Annotated in this window: 19 protein-coding genes; 9 read left to right on the forward strand and 10 right to left on the reverse strand. The window is 73.3% G+C overall.

Annotation, left to right across the window (positions count from 1 at the left end; genetic code table 11):
* Positions 1-11: 11 nt before the first annotated feature.
* The 7 genes from ACIQ9P_RS04530 to hrcA form a co-directional block, all read right to left on the reverse strand.
* The gene (locus ACIQ9P_RS04530; protein WP_402349505.1) at positions 12-1,136 is read right to left on the reverse strand and encodes a PhoH family protein; all 1,125 of its coding nucleotides are present in this window, start codon (positions 1,134-1,136) and stop codon (positions 12-14) included.
* A gap of 193 nt (positions 1,137-1,329) precedes the next feature.
* Entirely contained in the window at positions 1,330-2,250 is a 921-nt protein-coding gene (locus tag ACIQ9P_RS04535) for a ribonuclease Z (RefSeq protein ID WP_402349508.1), read from the reverse strand.
* Positions 2,251-2,252: 2 nt separating this feature from the next.
* Entirely contained in the window at positions 2,253-2,606 is a 354-nt protein-coding gene (locus tag ACIQ9P_RS04540) for a histidine triad nucleotide-binding protein (protein WP_402349511.1), read from the reverse strand.
* Positions 2,607-2,787: 181 nt separating this feature from the next.
* Positions 2,788-6,030: a S41 family peptidase gene (locus tag ACIQ9P_RS04545; RefSeq protein ID WP_402349514.1), complete on the reverse strand. Its 3,243-nt coding sequence runs from the start codon at positions 6,028-6,030 to the stop codon at positions 2,788-2,790.
* A 78-nt stretch (positions 6,031-6,108) separates the two neighbouring features.
* Positions 6,109-6,858 carry a 16S rRNA (uracil(1498)-N(3))-methyltransferase gene (locus ACIQ9P_RS04550; protein ID WP_402349516.1) on the reverse strand — a complete coding sequence of 250 codons (750 nt, stop codon included), beginning with the start codon at positions 6,856-6,858 and terminating at the stop codon, positions 6,109-6,111.
* An 81-nt stretch (positions 6,859-6,939) separates the two neighbouring features.
* The gene (dnaJ, locus tag ACIQ9P_RS04555) at positions 6,940-8,082 is read right to left on the reverse strand and encodes a molecular chaperone DnaJ (RefSeq protein WP_402349519.1); all 1,143 of its coding nucleotides are present in this window, start codon (positions 8,080-8,082) and stop codon (positions 6,940-6,942) included.
* A 75-nt stretch (positions 8,083-8,157) separates the two neighbouring features.
* A complete protein-coding gene (gene hrcA, locus ACIQ9P_RS04560) occupies positions 8,158-9,192 on the reverse strand; it encodes a heat-inducible transcriptional repressor HrcA (protein ID WP_402349522.1) in 1,035 nt (344 codons plus the stop codon).
* Between the two features lie 273 nt (positions 9,193-9,465).
* Between hrcA and htpX the strand changes: the two genes are divergently transcribed.
* From htpX to ACIQ9P_RS04590, 6 genes are all read left to right on the forward strand, one after another.
* Complete coding sequence (htpX, locus tag ACIQ9P_RS04565) at positions 9,466-10,386, forward strand: zinc metalloprotease HtpX (RefSeq protein WP_402349525.1); 921 nt, start codon at positions 9,466-9,468, stop codon at positions 10,384-10,386.
* 119 nt (positions 10,387-10,505) lie between these two features.
* The gene (locus ACIQ9P_RS04570; protein WP_402349528.1) at positions 10,506-11,093 is read left to right on the forward strand and encodes a hypothetical protein; all 588 of its coding nucleotides are present in this window, start codon (positions 10,506-10,508) and stop codon (positions 11,091-11,093) included.
* Between the two features lie 64 nt (positions 11,094-11,157).
* Entirely contained in the window at positions 11,158-11,937 is a 780-nt protein-coding gene (locus ACIQ9P_RS04575) for a DUF2785 domain-containing protein (RefSeq protein ID WP_402349530.1), read from the forward strand.
* A gap of 34 nt (positions 11,938-11,971) precedes the next feature.
* Positions 11,972-12,799 (forward strand): DUF3097 domain-containing protein, encoded by an 828-nt coding sequence (locus ACIQ9P_RS04580; RefSeq protein WP_402349533.1) that lies wholly within the window; start codon positions 11,972-11,974, stop codon positions 12,797-12,799.
* Positions 12,800-12,852: 53 nt separating this feature from the next.
* Positions 12,853-13,089 carry a type II toxin-antitoxin system VapB family antitoxin gene (locus tag ACIQ9P_RS04585; protein ID WP_402349536.1) on the forward strand — a complete coding sequence of 79 codons (237 nt, stop codon included), beginning with the start codon at positions 12,853-12,855 and terminating at the stop codon, positions 13,087-13,089.
* Positions 13,086-13,490: a PIN domain nuclease gene (locus ACIQ9P_RS04590; RefSeq protein ID WP_402349539.1), complete on the forward strand. Its 405-nt coding sequence runs from the start codon at positions 13,086-13,088 to the stop codon at positions 13,488-13,490. Before ACIQ9P_RS04585 ends, ACIQ9P_RS04590 begins: the two co-directional genes overlap by 4 nt.
* An 18-nt stretch (positions 13,491-13,508) precedes the next feature.
* Here ACIQ9P_RS04590 and ACIQ9P_RS04595 read toward each other — a convergent pair whose 3' ends face one another.
* The 3 genes from ACIQ9P_RS04595 to ACIQ9P_RS04605 are packed head-to-tail and all read right to left on the reverse strand — an operon-like array spanning position 13,509 to position 17,316.
* A complete protein-coding gene (locus ACIQ9P_RS04595) occupies positions 13,509-14,066 on the reverse strand; it encodes a Uma2 family endonuclease (RefSeq protein WP_402349541.1) in 558 nt (185 codons plus the stop codon).
* A gap of 40 nt (positions 14,067-14,106) precedes the next feature.
* On the reverse strand, positions 14,107-15,336 hold the full coding sequence (gene hemW / locus ACIQ9P_RS04600; protein ID WP_402349544.1) for a radical SAM family heme chaperone HemW: 1,230 nt from the start codon (positions 15,334-15,336) through the stop codon (positions 14,107-14,109).
* A 57-nt stretch (positions 15,337-15,393) separates the two neighbouring features.
* Positions 15,394-17,316, reverse strand: a complete 1,923-nt coding sequence (locus tag ACIQ9P_RS04605) for an AMP-dependent synthetase/ligase (protein ID WP_402349547.1) — start codon at positions 17,314-17,316, stop codon at positions 15,394-15,396.
* A 409-nt stretch (positions 17,317-17,725) separates the two neighbouring features.
* Between ACIQ9P_RS04605 and ACIQ9P_RS04610 the strand changes: the two genes are divergently transcribed.
* The 3 genes from ACIQ9P_RS04610 to sigJ all read left to right on the forward strand — a co-directional run bounded on the left by ACIQ9P_RS04610 (position 17,726) and on the right by sigJ (position 22,776).
* Positions 17,726-19,459, forward strand: a complete 1,734-nt coding sequence (locus ACIQ9P_RS04610; protein ID WP_402349550.1) for an ABC transporter ATP-binding protein — start codon at positions 17,726-17,728, stop codon at positions 19,457-19,459.
* A gap of 260 nt (positions 19,460-19,719) precedes the next feature.
* Positions 19,720-21,618: an ABC transporter ATP-binding protein gene (locus ACIQ9P_RS04615; protein ID WP_402349869.1), complete on the forward strand. Its 1,899-nt coding sequence runs from the start codon at positions 19,720-19,722 to the stop codon at positions 21,616-21,618.
* Positions 21,619-21,768: 150 nt separating this feature from the next.
* Complete coding sequence (gene sigJ / locus ACIQ9P_RS04620) at positions 21,769-22,776, forward strand: RNA polymerase sigma factor SigJ (protein ID WP_402349552.1); 1,008 nt, start codon at positions 21,769-21,771, stop codon at positions 22,774-22,776.
* Positions 22,777-22,851 lie beyond the last annotated feature (75 nt).

Consider the following 22,851-nt stretch of genomic DNA (forward strand, 5'->3'; position numbering starts at 1 on the left):
GGGCTGGTTACTCAGCTTTCGGTGCGATGGGACTGGCGGGGTGCGCGTGAGCCGCGCCGCTGGGCGGCCTTGACCGGGAGCCTGCGCTCCTCGGTCTCCTGGGCCTCCTGGAGGGCGTCCCAGCGCTCGTACGCGTCCACGATCCGGCCGACCAGCTTGTGGCGGACCACGTCGGTGCTGGTGAGGACGGAGAAGTGGATGTCGGGCACGTCGACCAGGATCTCCTGGACGACCTTGAGGCCGCTGCGGGTGCCGCCCGGGAGGTCGATCTGGCTGGTGTCGCCGGTGACGACCACCCGGGAGTTGAACCCGAGGCGGGTGAGGAACATCTTCATCTGCTCGGGCGAGGTGTTCTGGGCCTCGTCGAGGATGATGAAGGCGTCGTTGAGGGTGCGGCCGCGCATGTAGGCGAGCGGTGCGACCTCGATGGTCCCGGCGGCCATCAGCCGCGGGATCGAGTCGGGGTCCATCATGTCGTGCAGCGCGTCGTACAGCGGCCGCAGGTACGGGTCGATCTTCTCGTAGAGGGTGCCGGGCAGGAAGCCGAGCCGCTCGCCCGCCTCGACGGCCGGGCGGGTCAGGATGATCCGGTTGACCTCCTTGGCCTGGAGGGCCTGGACGGCCTTGGCCATCGCGAGGTAGGTCTTGCCGGTGCCGGCCGGGCCGAGGCCGAAGACGATCGTGTGCTTGTCGATGGCGTCGACGTAGCGCTGCTGGTTGAGGGTCTTCGGGCGGATGGTCCGGCCCCGGTTGGACAGGATGTTCGCGGTGAACACCGTCGACGGCGCCGGGCTGTCCGGGTCGTCGACGCCGCTGCGGATCATGGCGATGGAACGCTCCACGGAGTCCTCCGTGAGGGGCTGGCCGGTGCGCAGCACCAGCATCATCTCGCTGAACAGCTGCTTGACGAGGGCGACCTCGGCGCGCTCGCCGGTCGCGGTCACCTCGTTGCCCCGGACGTGGATGTCGGCGGTGGGGAAGCCCCGCTCGATCACCCGCAGCAGCGAGTCGGCGGTGCCGAGCAGGGTGACCATCGGATGCTTCTCGGGGATGACGATGCGGGCGCTGACCCGGCCGTCCTCGGCCGGTTCGGGGCGCGGCTGTCCGTTCGTACGGGTCTGCGATGTGTCACTCATAGGTCGGCGCTGGGGCCTGCCTCATCCCATCCGTGTCTCGTGTGCCGCTCGGTCTCTCCGGGGCACCAGGGTACGCCGCGCACGTGATCGCCGCGGCGGGCGGCGGGGCCGCACCCGACGATGCTGCGGCAGAACGCCGGGCGGCGCGAGCGGTTTTCCACGCTGTTCACCGCGGCCCTGACGGGTGGGCGCCTCACTTGTGCCGGGGCGGTACTGGTACCCGGGCGAGGTCCTCGGCAAGCACGATCGGCCCGTCGAAATGCTTGCGGGCGTCGGCGAGGTGCTGGCCGAGGTCGGGATAGCGCTGCGAGAAGTGGGTCAGCACCAGGGTGCGGACACCCGCCTCGGCGGCGACCTTGGCGGCCTGGCCCGCGGTGAGGTGGCCGTGGTCCTCGGCCAGCCCGGCGTCCGCGTCGGAGAAGGTCGCCTCGACGACCAGCAGGTCGGCGCGCTCGGCCAGCTCGTGGACGCCCTCGCAGAGCCGGGTGTCCATGACGAAGGCGAACCGCTGCCCGGGCCGGGGCTCGCTGACCTCCTCCAGGGTGATCCGCCGCCCGTCCACCTCGATCGCGCCCTGGTGCTGGAGCCGGCCGGTGTCGGGGCCGGCGATGCCCAGGGCGGCCAGCCGTTCGGGCACCAGCCGGCGGCCGTCCGGCTCGCTCAGCCGGTAGCCGAAGGACTCGACCGGGTGCGAGAGCCGGACCGCCTCCAGCGCGAAGCGGGCGCCGGGCGCGGGCAGCGGGCCCGGCTCCTCGATCGGCCGGGGCCGCAGCACGGCCGTCTCGTGGAAGGCGGTGGCGTACCGCAGCCGCTCGAAGTACACCTCGCCGGAGGCCGGGAAGTAGACGTCCACCGGGTGCGGGACCCGGTCCAGGTTGATCCGCTGGATCACCCCGGCCAGGCCCAGGCTGTGGTCGCCGTGGAAGTGCGTGACGGCGATCCGGGTGAGCTGGGTGGCCGAGACCCCGGCGCGCAGCATCTGCCGCTGGGTCCCCTCCCCGGGGTCGAAGAGCAGGCCCTCGCCGTCCCAGCGCAGCAGGTAGCCGTTGTGGTTGCGGTGCCGGGTCGGAACCTGACTTGCGGTCCCGAGGACGACGAGTTCGCGCTGCGACACGCCTAGACCATGCGCTCGGTCATGGAGGTGCCGGCGAGCACGTGGACGTGCGCGTGGAAGACCGTCTGGCCGGCGCCGGCGCCGGTGTTGAAGATCAGCCGGTAGTCCTCGACGCCCTCGTCCGCGGCGACCCGGCCCGCCTCGGCGAGCAGTTCGCCGGCGATGTCGGGTTCCGCCTCGGCCAGCGCGGCCGCGTTCGGGTAGTGGGCGTGCGGGATCACCAGGACGTGCACCGGGGCCTTCGGGGCGATGTCGCGGAAGGCGAGGGTCCGGTCGGTCTTCCGGACCACGGTGGCCGGGATCTCGCCCGCCACGATCTTGCAGAACAGGCAGTCGGGCTGCGGCTCGCCGGCCATCGGGATCTCCTCGCGGGATGCTGGTGCAGGTCTGGTGGGAGCGTACGGCGGCATGCTAGCCGAGCCCCGCCGTCGCCCGCCGGTACTCCCCGCACCGGTGCCCCCGCCGCCCCGCGCCCTCGGCGGGGGCCGCCCCGGAGCGGGAGGCCGGGCCGGACCCGGCCTCCCGCCGCCGCACCGGCTACGCCTCCCAGGGCAGCACCGGCGGGGTCTTCGCCGGCCGCTCGGCGAGCGCCGCCAACGCGATCCGCACCCCCTCGGCGAGCTGCGGGTCCTCCCCCGCCGCCCAGGCGTGCGGCGGGAACGGCACCTCCACGTCCGGGTCCACCCCGTGGTTCTCCAGGCCCCAGCCGCGCTGCTCCGACCAGAACGCGTACTTCGGCTGGGTCACCAGCGTCCCGTCCACCAGCGAATAGCGGCTGTCGATGCCGATCACCCCGCCCCAGGTGCGGGTACCGACGACCGGGCCGATCCCCAGCGCCTGGATCGCCGCGTTGACGATGTCGCCGTCCGAGCCCGAGTACTCGTCCGCCAGCGCGACCACCGGGCCGCGCGGCGCGTCCTCCGGGTACGGCGAGGGACTGGCGGCGTCCCGGGCGACGCCCCAGCCGACGATCCGCCGGGCCAGCTTCTCGACCACCAGCTGCGAGGTGTGCCCGCCCCGGTTGCCCCGGACGTCGACGACCACGCCTTCCCGGGCCATCTCCGAGCGCAGGTCGCGGTGGATCTGCGCCCAGCCGGTGGTCTGCATGTCGGGGATGTGCAGATAGCCGAGCCGGCCGTCCGACAGCTCCCGGACGGCGGCCCGCCGCCCGGCCACCCAGTCGTGGTAGCGCAGCGCCTCGTCGTCGGCGAGCGGGACCACCACCGGGTACCGCTGGTCGGTGCCGTCCTTCCCCGCGACCGTCAGCTCGACCGGCTGCCCGGCGGTGCCGGCCAGCAGCGGCGCCGGGCCGGTCACCGGGTCCACCGGGCGGCCGTTGACCGCCAGCACCGCGTCCCCGGGGCGGACGGCCGCGCCCGGGGCGGCCAGCGGTGAGTGCGCCCGGGGGTCGGAGGACTCCCCCGGCAGGATCCGCGCGACCCGCCACACCTCGCCGTCCCGGACCAGGTCCGCGCCCAGCAGGCCCTGCCGGCGGGCCGCCTCGGTGTGGAGCCCGTGCGGCACCACGTACGCGTGCGAGGTGCCCAGCTCGCCGTGCACCTCCCAGAGCAGGTCCACCAGGTCGTCGTGCGAACCGAGCCGCTCCACCAGCGGCCGGTAACGGGCCAGCACCCCGGCCCAGTCCACCCCGCCGAGGTCGGGACGCCAGAAGTTGTCCCGCATCAGCCGGCCGTTCTCGTCGTACATCTGCCGCCACTCGGCCGCCGGATCGACCGTCACCCGGAGCCGGTCCAGGTCGACGTCGATCTCGTCGTCCTCGCCGGACGCCTTGTGGTCGGCGGGCACGATCCGCAGCTCGCCCTCGTCCAGCACCGCGAGCCGGGTGCCGTCCCCGCTCACCGCGAACGCGTCCAGGCCGTCCACCAGCTGCTCCGCCCGGCGCTTGCGGAAGTCGAAGCGCTCCAGGGTCGGCCGCGGGCGCTCGTCCTCCAGCGAGGCGGCCTCGTCGCCCAGCTCGCCGAGCAGCGGGACCCTGGTCCACAGCACGCCGTCCTTGGCGGCCCGCAGGACGCCGAAGCGGCCGCCCTCGACCGGGAACGCCACGATCCGGTCGGCGATGCCGTCCAGGTCGACCCGGGTCGCCGGCGGCGCGTCCGCCGCGCCCTCCTCGCCGTCCGCCCGGCGGCCCTTCGGCTCGTCGTCCTCCCCGCCGGCCGGTCGGCCGCCCCGGCGCGGCCCGAACGGCGACGGCGTGTCGGCGGCCAGCGTGATCAGGTACGGGCGGCAGCCGTTGGGGAAGGACAGGTCGAAGACGTGCGAGTCGTACACCGGGTCGAAGCTGCGGACCGAGAGGAACGCCAGGTGCCGGCCGTCGGCGGTGAACGCCGGGGAGGTGTCGACGAACCGCTGCGGGGTGGCCTCGGAGACCGTCCGGGTGGCCAGGTTGGCCAGCACGATCTGGCGCAGCGACCACGGCCCGAGGGTCGGCTGCGACCAGGCCAGCCAGGCCGAGTCCGGGCTGAACGCCAGGCCGCTGACCTCGCCGTCGGTGCTGTGCGCCAGCTCGTGCACGGCGCCGTCGGCCAGGCCCACCAGCAGCACCCGGCCGTCGTGCGCGCCGACCGCCAGCTGCTTGCCGTCCGGGGAGACCAGCAGCGAGCGGACCCGGCCCAGCCGGCCGGCGGCCAGTCGGCGGCGCTCGGCGCCGAGCACTGCGGGCGCGTACTCGATCGCGTCCTCGCCCTCGGCGTCGGTCACCCACACCACGCCCTGGGCGGCGTCCTCGCCGGCCGGGCCGGGCACCACCCGGGCCAGCCGGCCGCGCACGCCCGGCGTCTCGTCCAGTACCCGGGCCGGGCCCTCCCGGTGGGTCAGCCAGTGCACGGAACCTCGCACCACCACGGCCCCGGCCCGCCCGGTGCGGTCCGGGGCGGCGCCCTCCAGCCAGTGCGCGGCGGACACCGGGCGGGGGCGGCGGCCGGTGCGCGGACCGGACGGGCGGACGTCCAGGCGGCGCGGCTCGGCACCGTCGAGGTCCTCCAGCAGCCACAGGTCGCCGGCGCTGTGCCAGACCACCCGGCTCCCGTCGGTGGTGGCGGTGCGGGCGTAGAAGCCCTCCGGCGAGATGCCGTGCCGGCGCAGGTCGGAACCGTCCGGGAGGCTGGAGTACAGCGCGCCGACGCCCTCGTGGTCGGAGAGGAAGGCGATCCGCCCGCCCACCCAGAGCGGCGACTCGATGTTCCCGTCCAGCTCCTCGTGCACGCGTTCGAAGCGGTCGGTGCCGATCCACAGCCGGCCGGTCCGCCCGCCCCGGTAGCGCTTCCACCAGGCCGGCTCGACGCTGTGGGCGGAGACCAGCAGCACCCGGTCGCCGCCGGGCTCGAAGGCCAGGCCGCCGACCGGCCCGTACGGCAGCCGGGCGGCCTCGCCGCCGTCCGGCGGCACCGCCAGCGCCCAGGTGCGGCGCAGCGAGGACTGGCCGGCGGCGGTGGTGGCGATCGGCCGGCCGTCGGCGGTCCAGCCGCGCAGCTGGGTCTGCGCGTCGCCCCAGTGGGTCAGCCTCCGGGACGGGCCGCCGTCCACCGGGACCAGGTGGACCTCGGGGGCGCCGTCCCGGGTGGAGGTGAAGGCGATGCGGCGGCCGTCCGGGGAGAACATCGGTCTGCGGACCGGACGGTGGTCGGCGGTCAGCCGCCAGGCCCGGCCGCCGTCGAGCGGGGCGAGCCAGACGTCGTTCTCGGCCACGAACGTGACCAGGTCGCCGTGCAGGTGCGGGTGGCGCAGGTAGGCGCCCTCGGGGGTGCTCTCGGGTTCGCTCACGGTCGCCACCCTAGGCAGGCGGGGGCGCGGCGCGCCCGCACTTCGCGGTCCGCGAAACCCCGACGGGGGACGCCGCCGTCAGGCCCAGCGGCCGGTGCGGCCCAGCAGCAGCGCGCCGGCCGCCACCCCGGCCGTGGAGGTGCGCAGCACCGAGGGGCCGAGCCGGTACGGCGCGGCGCCGGCCCCGGCGAAGACGGCCAGCTCCTCCGGCGAGACGCCGCCCTCCGGGCCGACCACGAGCACGAGGTCCCCGGTGTCCGGCAGGACCGCCCCGGCCAGCGGCTCGGAGCCCTCCTCGTGCAGCACCGCGGCGAACGCGGCGGCGGCCAGCACGGGGGCCAGCTGCCGGGTGGTCATCGCCTCGCGGACCTCGGGGAAGCGCAGCCGCCGGGACTGCTTGCCGGCCTCCCGCGCGGTGGCCCGCCACTTGGCGAGCGCCTTGGCGCCGCGCTCGCCCTTCCACTGGGTGATGCAGCGCGACGCCGCCCAGGGGATCACCACGTCCACGCCGACCTCGGTCATGGTCTCGACCGCCAGCTCGCCCCGGTCGCCCTTGGGCAGGGCCTGGACGACGACGATCCGCGGCGACGGCTCCGGCTCGCGCCGCACGGCCGTCACGGTGACCTCGATCGCGTCCTTGCCGTGCACCGCCGCGACGGTGCCGTCCACGCCGAGGCCCCGGCCGTCGGCCAGGGTGACCGCCTCGCCGGGCTCCAGCCGCTTCACCGCGGCGGCGTGCCGGCCCTCCGGCCCGTCCAGCCGGACGGACGCGCCCGGCGCGGCGGCGGCGATCCGCTCGGTGTCGACGACGAACACGGGCGCGGTCATGCGGGGAACCTCCGGGGTGGGAACGGGGACGGGAACGCGAAAGGGGTGCCGAGGAAGCCTCGGCACCCCCGCGCGGGACGGCTACCGGCCGTTGAAGGCGTCCTTCAGCCGGGAGAACAGCCCCTGCTGCCCGGGCGCGAACTGGCCGGACGGCCGCTCCTCGCCGCGCAGCACCGCCAGGCGGCGCAGCAGCTCCTCCTGCTCGGGGTCGAGCTTGGTGGGCGTCTGCACCTCGACATGCACTATCAGGTCGCCCCGGCCGCCGCCGCGCAGGTGCGTGATGCCCCGGCCGTGCAGCGGGATCGACTGGCCGGACTGGGTGCCGGGCCGGATGTCGACCTCCTCGATCCCGTCCAGGGTCTGCAGCGGCACCTGGGTACCGAGCGAGGCCGCCGTCATCGGGATGGTGACCGTGCAGTGCAGGTCGTCGCCGCGCCGCTGGAAGGTCGGGTGGCTGGTCTCGGCGATCTCGACGTAGAGGTCTCCGGCCGGGCCGCCGCCGGGGCCGACCTCGCCCTCGCCGGCCAGCTGGATCCTGGTGCCGTTGTCGACACCGGCCGGGATCTTGACGGTCAGGGTGCGACGGGCGCGGACCCGGCCGTCGCCGGCGCACTCCGGGCACGGGGTCGGCACGACGGTGCCGAAGCCCTGGCACTGCGGGCAGGGGCGGGAGGTCATGACCTGGCCCAGGAAGGACCGGGTGACCTGGGAGACCTCGCCCTTGCCGCGGCACATGTCGCAGGTCTGCGCGGAGGTGCCGGGCGCGGCGCCCTCGCCGCTGCAGGTGGTGCAGGTGACCGCCGTGTCGACCTGGAGTTCCTTGGTGGTGCCGAACGCGGCCTCCTCCAGGGTGATCTCCAGCCTGATCATGGCGTCCTGGCCGCGCCTGGTCCGGGAGCGCGGTCCGCGCTGGCCGGAGGCGGCGCCGAAGAAGGCGTCCATGATGTCGGAGAAGCCGAAGCCCGCCGCGCCCGCGCCGAAGCCGCCCGCGCCCGCGCCGCCGTTCGGCGAGAGCGGGTCGCCGCCGAGGTCGTAGACCTGGCGCTTCTGCGGGTCGGAGAGCACCTCGTAGGCGGCGTTGATCTCCTTGAACCGCTCCTGCGTCTTCGGGTCCGGGTTGACGTCCGGGTGCAGTTCGCGTGCCAGGCGCCGGAACGCCTTCTTGATCTCGTCCTGCCCCGCATCCCGTCGGACGCCGAGTACCGCGTAGTAGTCCGTGGCCACCAAATGCTCCGCTTGTTCCGCCTGTGTGAGTGCTTGCGACTTCGGGCGCCGTCAGCTGTCCGACGACGACCGTTCCTACGACTCGGCCAGAATCTGACCCACGTACCGTGCCACCGCTCGCACCGCCCCCATTGTGCCCGGGTAGTCCATCCGGGTCGGACCGATCACCCCCAGTTTGGCCACGCTCTCGTCGCCCGAACCGTAACCGACCGAGACGACCGAGGTGGAATTCAGCCCTTCGTAGGCGTTCTCGCGCCCGATCCGGACCGTCATCCCGGCGTCCGCGGTCTCACCCAGGAGGCGGAGCAGGACGACCTGCTCCTCCAGCGCCTCCAGCACCGGCTGGATGGTCAGCGGGAAGTCGTGGCCGAAGCGGGTCAGATTGGCCGTGCCGGCCAGCATGATCCGCTCCTCGCGCTGCTCCGCGAGGGTCTCGAAGAGCGTCGCCAGCACCGTCGACACGGTCGGCCGGTCGGCCGCATCGAACTGCGCGGGCAGCTCCTCCAGCAGCCCCGGGACGTCCGGGAGCCGCTGTCCGGCGGCCCGGGCGTTGATCCGGCCCCGGAGGTCCGCCAGCACGGTCTCGCCGACCGTGCCCGGGCAGTCCACCAGCCGCTGCTCGACCCGGCCGGTGTTCATGATCAGCACCAGCATCACCTTGGCCGGGGCCAGCGCGACCAGCTCGATGTGCCGCACCGTGGAGCGGCTCAGCGAGGGGTACTGCACCACCGCGACCTGGCGGGTCAGCTGGGCGAGCAGCCGCACCGTACGGGCGACCACGTCGTCGAGGTCCACCGCGCCGTCGAGGAAGTGCCGGATCGCCCGCCGCTCGGGCGCGCTCATCGGCTTGACCTCGGCCAGCTTGTCGACGAACAGCCGGTAGCCCTTGTCGGTGGGGATCCGCCCGGCGCTGGTGTGCGGCTGGTGGATGTAGCCCTCCTCCTCCAGCGCCGCCATGTCGTTGCGGACGGTGGCCGGGGAGACCCCGAGGTTGTGCCGCTCGACCAGGGCCTTGGAGCCGACCGGCTCCTCCGTCCCCACGTAGTCCTGGACGATCGCGCGAAGCACCGCGAGTTTGCGGTCGTCGAGCTGGCGGACCTCACCGGCCATGGGCACGCACCTCCGTCTTCACGCGTTGTCCGTTGTGACACACCGTCGTGGCATGTGTCCGTGTTCGAGCTGTCCGGTCCGACCCCGCGGGGCCCGGCCTTGGCACTCTGAACGCACGAGTGCCAGAACCGTACCTGCCAGTGTAAGGCCCGGGTCCGACGGCAGGAACGGCCCGGCCGGGGTGATCCTGCCCGCAGTCCACGGCGCGCGGGTGATGCCGCGGGGCCCGCCCGGTGGCAGCATCGGAAGCGGACGGCGAACGGAGGAGCAGAGATGACGAGCTCGGACCGGCACACCCGCTTCGCCCCCGACCGCGGCCTGACCGGCCGCATGGTGGGGACGATGTTCCTGATCGGCCTGCTGTACGTGGGATTCACCGGTCTGCTGATCGTGCTGCTGCGCGGCGCGTGGCCGATCGTCGTGCTGATCTCGGGCGGCCTGTTCGTCGCCCAGTTCTGGTTCAGCGACCGGATCACCGAACGGGCGATGGGCGCCCACCGGGTCACCCCGGAGCAGTACCCGCAGCTGCACGGCGCCGTCGACCGGCTCTGCGCGCTCGCCGACATGCCCAAACCCCGGGTGGCGGTCGCCGACAACGACATGCCGAACGCCTTCGCCACCGGCCGCAACCCGCAGAACGCGGTGGTCTGCGTCACCACCGGCCTGCTGCGCCGGCTGGAACCCGAGGAACTGGAGGGCGTGCTCGCCCACGAGCTGTCGCACGTCGCCCACCGGGACGTCGCCGTGATGACGGTGGCCGGCTTCCTCGGCGTCCTGGCCGGCGCGATGACCCGGATCGCCATGTACGGCGGCTTCATGGGCGGCGGGCGCAACAACAACGACTCCAATGCCGCGATCGCCGCCCTGGTGATCCCCCTGGTGTCGGTCGCCGTCTACGCGATCAGCTTCCTGCTGACCCGGCTGCTCTCCCGCTACCGCGAGCTGGCCGCCGACCGGGCCGCCGCCCAGCTCACCGGCCGGCCCAGCGCGCTGGCCTCGGCCCTCACCAAGGTGACCGGTCAGATCGCCGCCATCCCGACCCGGGACCTGCGCCAGTCGCAGGCGTACAACGCGTTCTACTTCGCACCCGCGCTCAGCGCCCGGGAGGCCGCCACCCAGTTGTTCTCCACCCACCCGTCGCTGGAGCAGCGGCTGGCCCAGCTGGCGAAGATCTCCTCCGACCTCGGCCGCTGATCCGTCCGGCCGCCCCACCACCGCCACCGCCCCTACCACCAGCACCGGTCCGGCCCTGCCCGTTCGGACCCGACCGCCCCGCCCGATCGCCCCGCACACCCCTGACCGGAAGGACCGTCGTGGGCATCCTCGACACGCTGTTCGGCCGCACCAAGCCCGTCAAGCCCGACCTCGACCAGCTGTTCGGCGTGCCGTCCGCCGCCCTCACCCTGGAGGCCGCGGCCGGCTTCCGGCCCACCGGGCTCGGCTCGGTCTGCTTCGCCTCCGTCGAGGGCGGCGCCTTCGACGAGGTCGAACGGCAGGTCCGGGCCCTGCTCGACGCCGACACCGAACGCGGCGGCGTCCCCGTCGAGGCGTCCAGGGACTCCTACGGCTACTCCTGGCTGCTCGCCCGGCACGCGCCCGACGAACTCCCGGCACTCGTCAACGACCTGCACGCGGTCAACAGCGAACTGGAGGCGCACGGCTTCGGCCCGCAGCTGCTCTGCTCGCTGGTCGGGTTCCGCGACGCCGACGGAAGGCGCCCGCTGGCCCTGGTCTACCTGTACAAACGCGGCACCTTCTACCCCTTCGCACCACTGCCCGGCGGCGGCGAGAAGCGCGACAACCCGCTGGAACTGGAGGTCAACGCGATGCTCGGCAACGATCTGCGGCTGGAGAAGGACCTCAGCCGCTGGTTCCCGGTCTGGGGCGCGCCCGGGCTGTGAACCGGGCCGCTCCCGGACCCGTAAACCGGTGGCCCGCGACCGCCCCCGCCTCTAGGGTCCGCCCGTGATCAACTGGACCGCCCTCGAATCCGCCGCCCCCACCCCCGAGACCCTCGCCGCCGTCAGCGACGCGCTGCGCTCGCCCGACCCGCACGTCCGCGACAGCCTCGCCTACGAGCAGCTGTGCCGCTGGGTACCGCAGCTCACGCCCGACCAGCGGCTGGCCCTCGGCGACGGGATGGCCGAACGCCTCACCGACCCCGGGATCCAGGCCCGCACCTTCGCCCCGCTGGTCCTCGCCGAACTCGCCGACCTCGGCACCCACCGCCCCGTCTGGCTGGACGCCTTCGGCCGCTGGTACACCGACGAGACCGACCTGCGCGGCTTCGACCCGGAACTCGGCTGGCTGCACGCGGTCGCCCACGGCGCCGACTACCTGGCCGCCCTCGGCCGCGGCCCGCTGCTCCCCGACCCGACCCCGCTGCTGGGCCTGGTCACCGCCCGGCTGCTGGCCCCCACCGACCACGTGCTGGACGCCATGGAGGACGACCGGCTCGGCCGCGCCGTCGCCCAGATCCTCACCCGCCCCGGGCTGACCGAGCGCCAGGCCCTCGGCTGGCTCGACCCGATCGCCGCGCAGCCGCCGCGCCGCCCCTCCGCGACCACCGGCGCCGTGCCCGCCGTCGTCTCCAACACCCTGCGCACCCTGCGGGCCGTCTACGTGCTCGCCGACCGGGGCGTGCGCATGGAGCGCGGCGGCGCGCCGGTACCGCTGCCGCACTCCGCGGCCCTGCGCGCGCGGATCGCCGAGCTGCTGGTGGTGAACTCGCCGTTCACCGGCTGACGCCCCGTGGGCTCCGGGAAATAGACTCCGGGGAATGCGCAGCCGCCAGTACGGACCCGACCTGACCCCGCCGTGGAAGAACCAGGCGCCGGCCCCCGAGGTGCCCGCCGAGCGGGACCTGGTGGTCGAGGAGGCCGCGTCCGGCTTCTGCGGCGCGGTGGTGCGCTGCGAGAAGACCGCGGAGGGGCACACCGTCACCCTGGAGGACCGGTTCGGCAAGCACCGGGTGTTCCCGCTGGTCCCGCGCGGCTTCCTGCTGGAGGGCCGGACGGTCACCCTGGTCCGGCCGGCCGGACCCGCCCCGGCCCGCACCCCCGCCCGGACCGCCTCCGGCTCGGTCGCCGTCCCCGGCGCCCGGGCCCGGGTGGCCCGCGAGTCGCGGATCTACGTCGAGGGGCGGCACGACGCCGAGCTGGTGGAGCGGGTCTGGGGCGACGACCTGCGGGTCGAGGGCGTGGTCGTCGAGTACCTGGAGGGCGTCGACGACCTGCCCGCGATCGTCGCCGAGTTCGCCCCCGGCCCGGAACGCCGCCTCGGCGTCCTGGTCGACCACCTGCTCCCGGGCACCAAGGAGCACCGCATCGCGGCCCGCGTCACCGGCCCGCACGTCCTGGTCGTCGGCCACCCCTACATCGACGTCTGGCAGGCCGTGAAACCCGCCGCCGTCGGCATCCCGGCCTGGCCCGCGGTCCCCCGGGGCGAGGACTGGAAGACCGGCACCTGCCGCCGCCTCGGCTGGCCCGAGGACACCCCGGCGGCCTGGAAGCGCATCCTGTCGAAGGTGAACTCCTTCAGGGACCTGGAGCCCGAGCTGCTTGGCCGGGTCGAGGAACTGATCGACTTCGTCGCCCTGCCGGAGTGACACCCCGGCGTATATCCTTTTCCCCAACCGGATATACGCCGTTGGAGGTCACCATGTCCCGCACCGTGATCGACCTGGACGACGAGGCACTTGCCGATGCCGCCCGCTACCTCGGCACCACCACCAAGAAGGACACCGTCAACGCCGCCCTCCGGGAGATAGCGGACCGCCGGCGCCGGACCGCGGCACTGGCCCGGATGCGGGAAATGGTCGCCGAGGGCGAGATCGACTTCTCGGTCATCGGCTACCCAGACGACACTTCGGGCGCGTCCGGAAGGCCGGCCGCGTGACCGAGGAGTTCCTGATCGACACCAGCGCGCTGGTCCGGCTGATGCGCGGTCAGACCGGAGCGGCCTGGGACGAGGCGGTGACGGCCGGGCTGGTACTGCTCTGCGAGCCGGTCCGCCAGGAGTACCTGCGCGCGGTGGGCGGCCGGGCCGCCTACTTCGAGGCGACCGGTCTGCTGCGGGAGCTCTTCCCGTACCAGCACCTGCACGACAGCGCCTGGCAGGACGCCGCCGAACTGCAGGAACGGCTCGCCCAGTCGGGCGCCCACCAGTGCGCGAGTCCGGTGGACCTGCTGGTCACCGTCACCGCCGCCCGCCACAAGCTCACGGTGCTGCACCAGGACGCCGACTTCGAGACGATGGCCCGACTGACCGGGCAGCCCGTCCGCCGGATCGACCAGTAGCGCCGGGCCCCGGCCGGGTCAGGAGCAGGGCTGGAACTCCGTGGTGTCGAGCACGACACCCAGCAGGTCGAGCGGCACGGGCTCGCCGAACTTGGTGGTCCGCTCGGCCACGTAGTCGGGCAGCCCCGAGGCACTCGCCCGGGCCGGCTCGGTCAGCAGCACGCACACGCCCTTGATCGGATCGATGATCAGGTACACGGGAATCGCACCCTCGGCGTACAACTCCCGCTTGGTCCGGTAGTCGCGGAACACACTGGTCTTGGAGACCACCTCGACCACCAGCGTCACCACTGACGCGGGCAACAGCCGCCCGGATTCCTCGACCGCCCCGCGTTCGAACACGACCAGGTCCGGCTGCGGCTCGCTGGCCGCACCGACGAAGGCCACGTCCTGCGTGGTCAGCGCGTTCCAGCGGTCATAGGGCGTCTGATGCTGGATGGCGCGAATGATGAGGTTGTGGGCCAGCTCCGGCCCGGCCGTCATCACGATTTCCCCCCTGATGAGCTCGGCCTTGAAGCCTTCCGGGACCTCCAGGTTCTCGAAGATCCCAGTCATCCGGTCATCGATGGCGGTCATTGCGCGCTCCCTCCGACGGCTGACACCACGTTAGCGAGTCTCAGTCCACCAGGTCACGTACCACCCCGTCGGCCAGCAGGCGGCCCCGGAGGGTGAGGGCGGCGCGGCCGTCGGCCCAGGGCTCCGGGGCGAGGAGGCCGTCGGCCAGGTGCTGCCGGGCGGCCTTCAGGCCGGTCTCCGTCAGCAGGTCCAGCGGGATGCCCTCGGCGAGGCGCAGCTCCAGCAGGATCCGCTCGACCCGGCGGTCCTCGGCGGCGAGGCGTTCGCGACCCTGGGCCGGGGTGCGGCCCTCGGCGAGGGCGCGGGCGTAGGCGGCGGGGTGCTTGGCGTTCCACCAGCGGACGCCGCCGACGTGGCTGTGGGCGCCGGGGCCGGCTCCCCACCAGTCGCCGCCGGTCCAGTACAGCTCGTTGTGGCGGCAGCGGCCCTCGGGGGTGGTGGACCAGTTGGAGACCTCGTACCAGGAGTAGCCGGCCGCGCTCAGCGCCTCCTCGGCGATCAGGTAGCGGTCGGCGTGCACGTCGTCGTCGATCATCGGGAGTTCGCCGCGCCCGACCCGGGCGGCCAGCCGGGTGCCCTCCTCGACGATCAGCGAGTAGGCGGAGACGTGGTCCGGGCCGGCGCCGATCGCGGCGTCCAGGGAGGCCCGCCAGTCGTCGTCGGACTCGCCCGGGGTGCCGTAGATGAGGTCGAGGTTGACGTGCTCGAAGCCCGCCGCGCGCGCCTCGGCGACGCATGCCTCGGGGCGGCCGGGGGTGTGGTGGCGGTCGAGCAGCTTCAGCACGTGCGGGCGGGCCGACTGCATGCCGAAGGAGATCCGGTTGTAGCCGCCCTCGCGCAGCTCCGCCAGGTACGCCGGGTCCACGGACTCCGGGTTGGCCTCGGTGGTGACCTCGGCCCCCTCGGCGAGCCCGAACTCCTCCCGGATCGCGGCGAGCATCGCCACCAGGTCGCGGGCGGGCAGCAGGGTCGGGGTGCCGCCGCCCAGGAAGACGGTGCGCACCGGCGGGGCGGCGTCGCCGAGCACGCGGCGGGCCAGCCGGACCTCGGCGACCACGTTGTCCGCGTAGGTCTCCTGGGAGGCGACCGTGCCGGAGGAGCGCAGCTCGGTGGCGGTGTAGGTGTTGAAGTCGCAGTAGCCGCAGCGACTGGCGCAGTAGGGCACGTGCAGGTAGAAGCCGAACGGCCGCGAGCCCAGCCCGTCGAGGGCGTGGGCGGGCAGGGAACCGTCGGACGGCACCGGTTCGCCGTCGGGGAGTGCGGAGGGCATGACCCCATTGTCCCGTACGGCCGGAGTGGTCCCCCCGGCCGTACGGGACGGGCGCGCTCAGGCTTCGTTGGCGCCCGTGTACATCGCGGTGACCTGGTCCGCGTAGGTCCGCTCCACCACCGGGCGCTTGATCTTCAGGCTCGGGGTGAGCTCGCCGTGCTCGACGTCGAGGTCGCGCGGCAGCAGATGGAACCTCTTGATCGTCTGCCAGCGCTGCAGCGAGCCGTTCAGCCGCCGCACGAAGCCCTCGATCAGCTCATGGGTCCGCGGGTCGGCCGTCACTTCGGCGTACGAGCTGCCGGCCATCCCGTGCTCGGCGGCCCACGGCATGATCACGGCCTCGTCCAGACCGATCAGCGCGGTGCAGAAGTTGCGGCCGTTGCCGATCACCAGGATGTTGCTGACGAACGGGCAGACCGCCTTGAACTTGCCCTCGACCTCGCTCGGCGCGACGTACTTGCCGCCGGAGGTCTTGAACAGGTCCTTCTTGCGGTCGGTGATCCGCAGGAAGCCGTCCGGGGACAGCTCGCCGATGTCCTCGGTGTGGAACCAGCCGTCCGACTCCAGCACCTCGGCGGTCTTCTCCGGCAGGTTGTGGTAGCCGCGCATCACCCCGGGGCCGCGCAGCAGGATCTCGCCGTCCTCGGCGATCCGCACCTCGGTGCCCGGCAGCGGGCGGCCGACCGTGCCCACCCGGATGTCCTCGGCCCGGTTGACGCAGGAGCCGGCGCTGGTCTCGGACAGGCCGTAGCCCTCCAGGATCGGCACGCCCGCGCCGACGAAGAAGTAGCCGATCTCGGGCGCCAGCGCGGCACTGCCGGAGACCGCCCCGCGCAGCCGCCCACCGAACGCGGCCCGGATCTTCGCGTACACCAGCCGGTCGGCGATCGCGTGCTTCAGCCGCAGCCCCGCCGGAGCGGTCCCCACCCCGGTCGCGATCCGGCTCTCCTGCACCGCGCGGGCGTGGTCGCGGGCGGTACGCGCCGCCCACATGAAGATCTTGTACTTGGCGCCGCCCTCGGCCCTGGCCTTGCCGGCGATGCCGTTGTAGACCTTCTCGAAGATCCGCGGCGCCGAGGCCATCACGGTCGGCCGGATCACCGGGAGGTTGTGGATGATCCGGTCCACCCGGCCGTCCAGCGCCATCACGTGCCCGGTGGCGATCTGCCCGGAGATCAGCGTCTTGCCGAACACGTGCGACAGCGGCAGCCACATGAACTGCACGTCGTCGGCGCCCAGCAGCCCGCTGGCCTCCTGGGCCCGCCCCTCGTACGCCCAGCAGTCGTGCACCAGCCGCACGCCCTTGGGGCGGCCGGTGGTGCCGGAGGTGTAGATCAGGGTCGCCAGCTGCTCCTTGTCGAGCGCGGCGATCGCCTTCTGGACCGCGTCCGGGTGCGCGGCCAGGTAGTCGGCGCCGAGCTGCTCCAGCTCGGCGAAGGAGAGCACCTTCAGCCGGCCGGCCTCGGGCGGCCCGTCGGGCGCGTCGAAGAGGACGACGGTCCGCAGCTCGGGCAGCCGGTCGAGTTCGGCGACGACCTTGTCCAGCTGGGCGGTGTTCTCGGCGAACAGGGCCCGGGAGCCGGAGTCGGAGAGGATGAACGCGGTCTCGTCGGCGTTGGTGCTCGGGTAGACGGCCGTGGTGGCCGCGCCCGCGCACATGTTGCCGAGGTCGGCCAGGACCCACTCCAGCCGGGTGGAGGAGGCCAGCGCGACCCGGTCCTCGGCCTCGATGCCCAGCGACAGCAGCCCCGCAGCCACCGCGTACACCCGGGCCGCGGCCTGCGCCCAGGTCAGCGACCGCCACTGCTCGGCGCCGGGGGTGCTGTCGGCCGCGTGCTCGTCGACCGGCACCGGGTAGCGGTACGCCTCACCGCCGGGGGTCAGCGCGACCCGCTCCTGGAACAGGTGGGCGACGGAGGTCGGACGCCCGGCGACGAGGTCGGGACGGCCGGAGTCGATCAGGGACTGCGCGGAACTCAACGAGGACCTCCGGGGGCGGGTGGCCGTCCGATGGACGTGGAGGGACGGGTCTGCGGAACGGGCCTGCGGAACGGGTCTGCGGAACGGGTCTGCGGGTGGGGCCGGCACCGCGGACTGGACGCGCGGCGGCCGTGGGGGCGGTCGCCGGCCCGCCTGACGCGACCGGGCCGGTACCAGCGAGTAACAAGAGGGCTTTCAGCAGCCTAGGGGGAAACCGGTCATTCCGTAAGGGGGCGGGCCGAGCTGGCACCCTCCCGAACCATCGGTGCACGGCACCACCCCGGCGCCCGGAACGTTCGGCAAAGAGCCGGACAAAGATCCGGCTCGCTTGCCCGGAATCGGCTGTACGAGCCCTCCGAACAACGAGAATTGGGATGCCAAAGCCGCCGCCGACGACAAGAGTGAGCCAGTGCTGATCAGACTGCTCAGGGCGTACCTCCGCCCCTATTCCCGACCGATCACCCTGCTGGTGGTACTCCAGCTGGTGTCCACCCTCGGGCTGCTCTACCTGCCCACACTCAACGCCGACATCATCGACAGCGGCGTCATCAAGGGGGACACCGGCTACATCCTGCAGGTGGGCGCCGTGATGATCGGCGTCACCGTCCTCCAGACCCTCTGTTCGATCTGCGCCGTCTACTACGGGGCGCGCACCGCCATGGCCGTCGGCCGCGACATCCGCGCCGCCGTCTTCGACCGCGTCCAGAGCTTCTCCGCCCGCGAGGTCGGCCAGTTCGGCGCCCCGTCCCTCATCACCCGCACCACCAACGACGTCCAGCAGGTCCAGATGCTGGTCCTGATGTCGTTCACCATGATGGTCGCGGCGCCGATCATGTGCGTCGGCGGCATCATCATGGCCCTCAACCAGGACGTGCCGCTCTCCGGTCTGCTGCTGGCGGTCGTCCCCGCCCTGGCGATCGTGGTCGCCGTGCTCGTCCGCCAGCTCCGCCCGCGCTTCCGCAGCATGCAGGAGAAGATCGACACCGTGAACCGGGTGCTGCGCGAGCAGATCACCGGCATCCGGGTCATCCGCGCGTTCGTCAAGGACGACCACGAGCAGAACCGGTTCGGCGACGCCAACGAGGACCTCACCGGCGTCTCGCTGCAGGTCGGCAAGCTGATGGCCTACCTGTTCCCGAGCGTGATGCTCGTCGTCAACGTCTCCAGCGTCGCCGTCCTGTGGTTCGGCGCCCACCGGATCAACAGCGGCGACATGGAGATCGGCGCGCTCACCGCGTTCCTCTCCTACCTGCTGCAGATCCTGATGAGCGTCATGATGGCCACCTTCATGTTCATGATGGTGCCGCGCGCCGAGGTCTGCGCCGAACGCATCCAGGAGGTGCTCGGCACCGACTCCAGCGTCGTACCGCCCGTCGCCCCCGTCACCGGGGTACCGCGCCGGGGCCACCTCGAACTGCGCGAGGTCGACTTCCGCTACCCCGGCGCCGAGGCGTCCGTGCTGCGCGGCATCGACATCACCGCCCGGCCCGGCGAGACCACCGCCGTCATCGGCTCCACCGGCAGCGGCAAGTCCACCCTGCTCGGCCTCGTCCCCCGGCTCTTCGACGTCAGCTCCGGGCAGGTCCTGCTCGGCGGCGTCGACGTCCGGGAACTCGACCCCGTCGCCGTCTCGGACAGCGTCGGACTCGTCCCGCAGAAGCCCTACCTGTTCACCGGCACCGTCGCCAGCAACCTCCGCTACGGCCGGCCGGAGGCCACCGACGAGGAGCTCTGGCACGCGCTGGAGATCGCCCAGGCCAAGGAGTTCGTCGAGAAGTTCCCCGAGGGCCTCGACGCGCCCATCGCCCAGGGCGGCGGGAACGTCTCCGGCGGCCAGCGCCAGCGCCTGGCCATCGCCCGCACCCTGGTGCGCCGGCCCGACATCTACCTCTTCGACGACTCCTTCTCCGCGCTCGACTACGCCACCGACGCCAAGCTGCGCAAGGCGCTCGCCCGCGAGACCACCCAGGCGACCGTCGTGATCGTCGCCCAGCGCGTCTCCACCATCCGCGACGCCGACCGGATCATCGTCCTCGACGAGGGCGCCGTGGTCGGCACCGGCACCCACGGCGAGCTCATGGCCGGCAATCCGACGTACCGGGAGATCGTGCTCTCCCAGCTCACCGAGCAGGAGGCGGCGTGACCAGCCCCGACAGGCCCGCACCCGGGGCCGACAAGGCACCCGGCGGACGTCCGGGCGGACCCGGCGGACGGCCTGACTTCGCCAAGGCGCCCGGCGGACGTCCGGGTGGACCGGGCGGACGGCCTGACTTCGCCAAGGCGCCCGGCGGACGTCCGGGTGGACCGGGCGGACCGGGCGGACGGCCCGGCGGGCCCGACGCGGCGGGCGGCAACTCCCAGGCCGCCGCCGCCCGCCGCGGACCGGCCGGCCCCGGCCGCTTCATGGGCGGTCAGGGCGCCGAGAAGTCGATGGACTTCAAGACCTCCGGCAAGCGACTGCTCAAACTGCTCCGCCCCGAACGCGCCCTGATCACCGGCGTCCTCGCCCTCGGCGTCCTCAGCATCGGCGCCGCCATCGTCGGCCCCAAGATCCTCGGCCACGCCACCGACCTCATCTTCGCCGGCGTCGTCAGCAGCCGCTTCCCGGCCGGTGCCTCCAAGCAGCAGATCGTCGACGCCATGCGCGCCCGCGGCGACGGCGACATCGCCAACCTCATCTCCTCGGTCGACTTCACCCCCGGCCAGGGCATGGACTTCGACGCCATCGGCAGCATCCTGCTCTGGGTCCTCGCCATCTACGTCGCCTCCGCCGTCTTCGGCGTCGTCCAGGGCCGCCTCGCCGCCCGCGCCATCCAGCGCGTCGGCTACCGGCTGCGCCAGGACACCGAGGCCAAGCTCGCCCGGCTGCCGCTCAGCTACTTCGACAAGCAGCCCCGCGGCGAGGTCCTCAGCCGGGTCACCAACGACATCGACAACATCAGCCAGACCATGCAGCAGACCACCGGCCAGGTGATCAACTCGCTGCTCACCGTCGTCGGCGTCCTCGCCATGATGTTCTGGATCTCCTGGCTGCTCGCCCTGATCGCGCTGATCGCCGTCCCGCTGTCCGTCGTCGTCGCCACCCGCGTCGGCAAGCGCGCCCAGCCCCAGTTCGTCCAGCAGTGGCGCTCCACCGGGCAGCTCAACGCCCACATCGAGGAGATGTACACCGGCCACACCCTGGTCAAGGTCTTCGGCCGGCAGAAGGAGTCCGCCGAGACCTTCCGCGAGCACAACGAGGCCCTCTACGCCTCCAGCTTCAAGGCCCAGTTCATCTCCGGCATCATCCAGCCCGCGATGATGCTCATCGGCAACCTCCAGTACGTGCTCATCGCCGTCGTCGGCGGCCTGCGGGTGGCCAGCGGCGCCCTGAGCATCGGCGACGTCCAGGCGTTCATCCAGTACTCCCGGCAGTTCAGCCAGCCCCTCACCCAGGTCGCCAGCATGGCCAACCTGGTGCAGTCCGGCGTCGCCTCCGCCGAGCGCGTCTTCGAACTCCTCGACTCGGCCGAGCAGACCCCCGAACCGGCCATGCCGGAACGCCCCGACACCCTGCGCGGCCGGGTGGTCTTCCAGGACGTCGCGTTCCGCTACGACCCCGACAAGCCGCTCATCGAGGACCTCTCGCTCAAGGTCGAACCCGGCCAGACCGTCGCCATCGTGGGCCCCACCGGCGCCGGCAAGACCACCATGGTCAACCTGCTGATGCGGTTCTACGAGGTCAGCTCCGGGCGGATCACCCTCGACGGCGTCGACATCGCCGCCATGTCCCGCGAGGACCTGCGCTCCGGCATCGGCATGGTGCTCCAGGACACCTGGCTGTTCGGCGGCAGCATCGCCGACAACATCGCCTACGGCGCCCAGGGAGCCACCCGCGAACAGGTGGTCGAGGCCGCCCGGGCCGCCCACGTCGACCGCTTCGTCCGCACCCTGCCGGACGGCTACGACACGGTCATCGACGACGAGGGCGCCGGCGTCAGCGCCGGCGAGAAGCAGCTCATCACCATCGCCCGCGCCTTCCTCGCCCAGCCGTCGATCCTGGTCCTCGACGAGGCCACCAGCTCCGTCGACACCCGCACCGAGGTGCTCATCCAGCGGGCCATGGCCCGGCTGCGGACCGGCCGCACCAGCTTCGTCATCGCCCACCGGCTCTCCACCATCCGGGACGCCGACGTGATCCTGGTGATGGAGAACGGCTCCATCGTCGAGCAGGGCGGCCACGACGAGCTGATCGCCGCCGGCGGGGCGTACGCCCGGCTCTACCAGGCGCAGTTCGCCGAGGCGGTCGCCGAGGTCGAGTAGCGTCCCCGCCGCGGTCGCGCGTCCTCCGCGCGCCGCCCGTGTCCCGGCGAACCCGGGGCGTCCGGCCCGACGGCCGACCGCCCCGGGTTCGCGCACGTCCGGGGCCGTCCCGCCCGGCCGCGCCGACGGGCGGGACGCTACCGTGGGGCCGTGAGTGACGACCCGTCGGCGACGACCGCCGCGCCCAGCACCTCCGGCAGCAGCGGCAGCACCGGCAACGGCGCCGACAGCAGCGGCAGCACCGGCGCGGCCGCGACCGGCCGGACCGTCCCGGACGCCTTCGAGGCCAACCGGCGCTACCTCGGCTCCGTCGCCTACCGGATGCTCGGCTCCTTCACCGACGCCGAGGACGTCCTCCAGGAGGCGTGGCTGCGCTGGCGCGCCGCCGACCGCGACGGCGTCGCCGACCCCCGCGCCTACCTCAGCACCGTCGTCACCCGCCTCTGCTACGACCAGCTCGGCTCCGCCCGGGCCCGCCGCGAGTCCTACTTCGGCGAATGGCTGCCCGAACCGTCCGTCTCCTACCAGAGCGGCCCCGCCTCCCCCGCCGACCTCGCCGAACTCGGCGAATCCGTCTCCCTCGCCCTGCTCGCCGTCCTCGAACAGCTCACCCCCGCCGAACGCGCCGCCTTCGTCCTGCACGACGTCTTCGGCGTCGGCTTCGACGAGATCGCGGCCTCCCTCGACCGCAGCCCCGACGCCGCCCGCCAGCTCGCCTCCCGCGCCCGCCGCCGGGTCAAGGACGGCGGCCGCCGGGCCACCGCCGACCCCGCCGAGCACCGGCAGGCCGTCGAGGCGTTCGCCGCCGCCACCGCCCGCGGCGACATCGAGGGCCTGCTCGCCGTCCTCGACCCCGAGGTCGTCTGGCACTCCGACGGCGGCGGCATCGTCACCGCCGGCGCCCGCCCGGTGTTCGGCGCCGACAAGGTCTCCCGGCTCGTCGCCGGCCTGGTCGCCAAGTGGGGCACCCCGGACACCGTCATCGAGTACGCCCTCGTCAACGGCGAACCCGGCCTGGTCTGGTACCTGGAGCCGGGCGTGGTCGGCGGCGTGATCGGCTTCACCGTCGCCGACGGCCGGATCACCTCCGCGTACACCGTCGTCAACCCGGAGAAGCTCACCCACCTCAACCCCGCCGCCGCCCCTCCGGCGGTGTGACGCAGGTCACCGTCACACCCCGGCGGGCTCCGTCGTCCCCCTTCCGAACACGCGGAGAGCGCGCCCCGGCCACCC

The sequence above is a fragment of the Kitasatospora sp. NPDC094019 genome (assembly GCF_044764505.1).
Lineage (GTDB): Bacteria > Actinomycetota > Actinomycetes > Streptomycetales > Streptomycetaceae > Kitasatospora.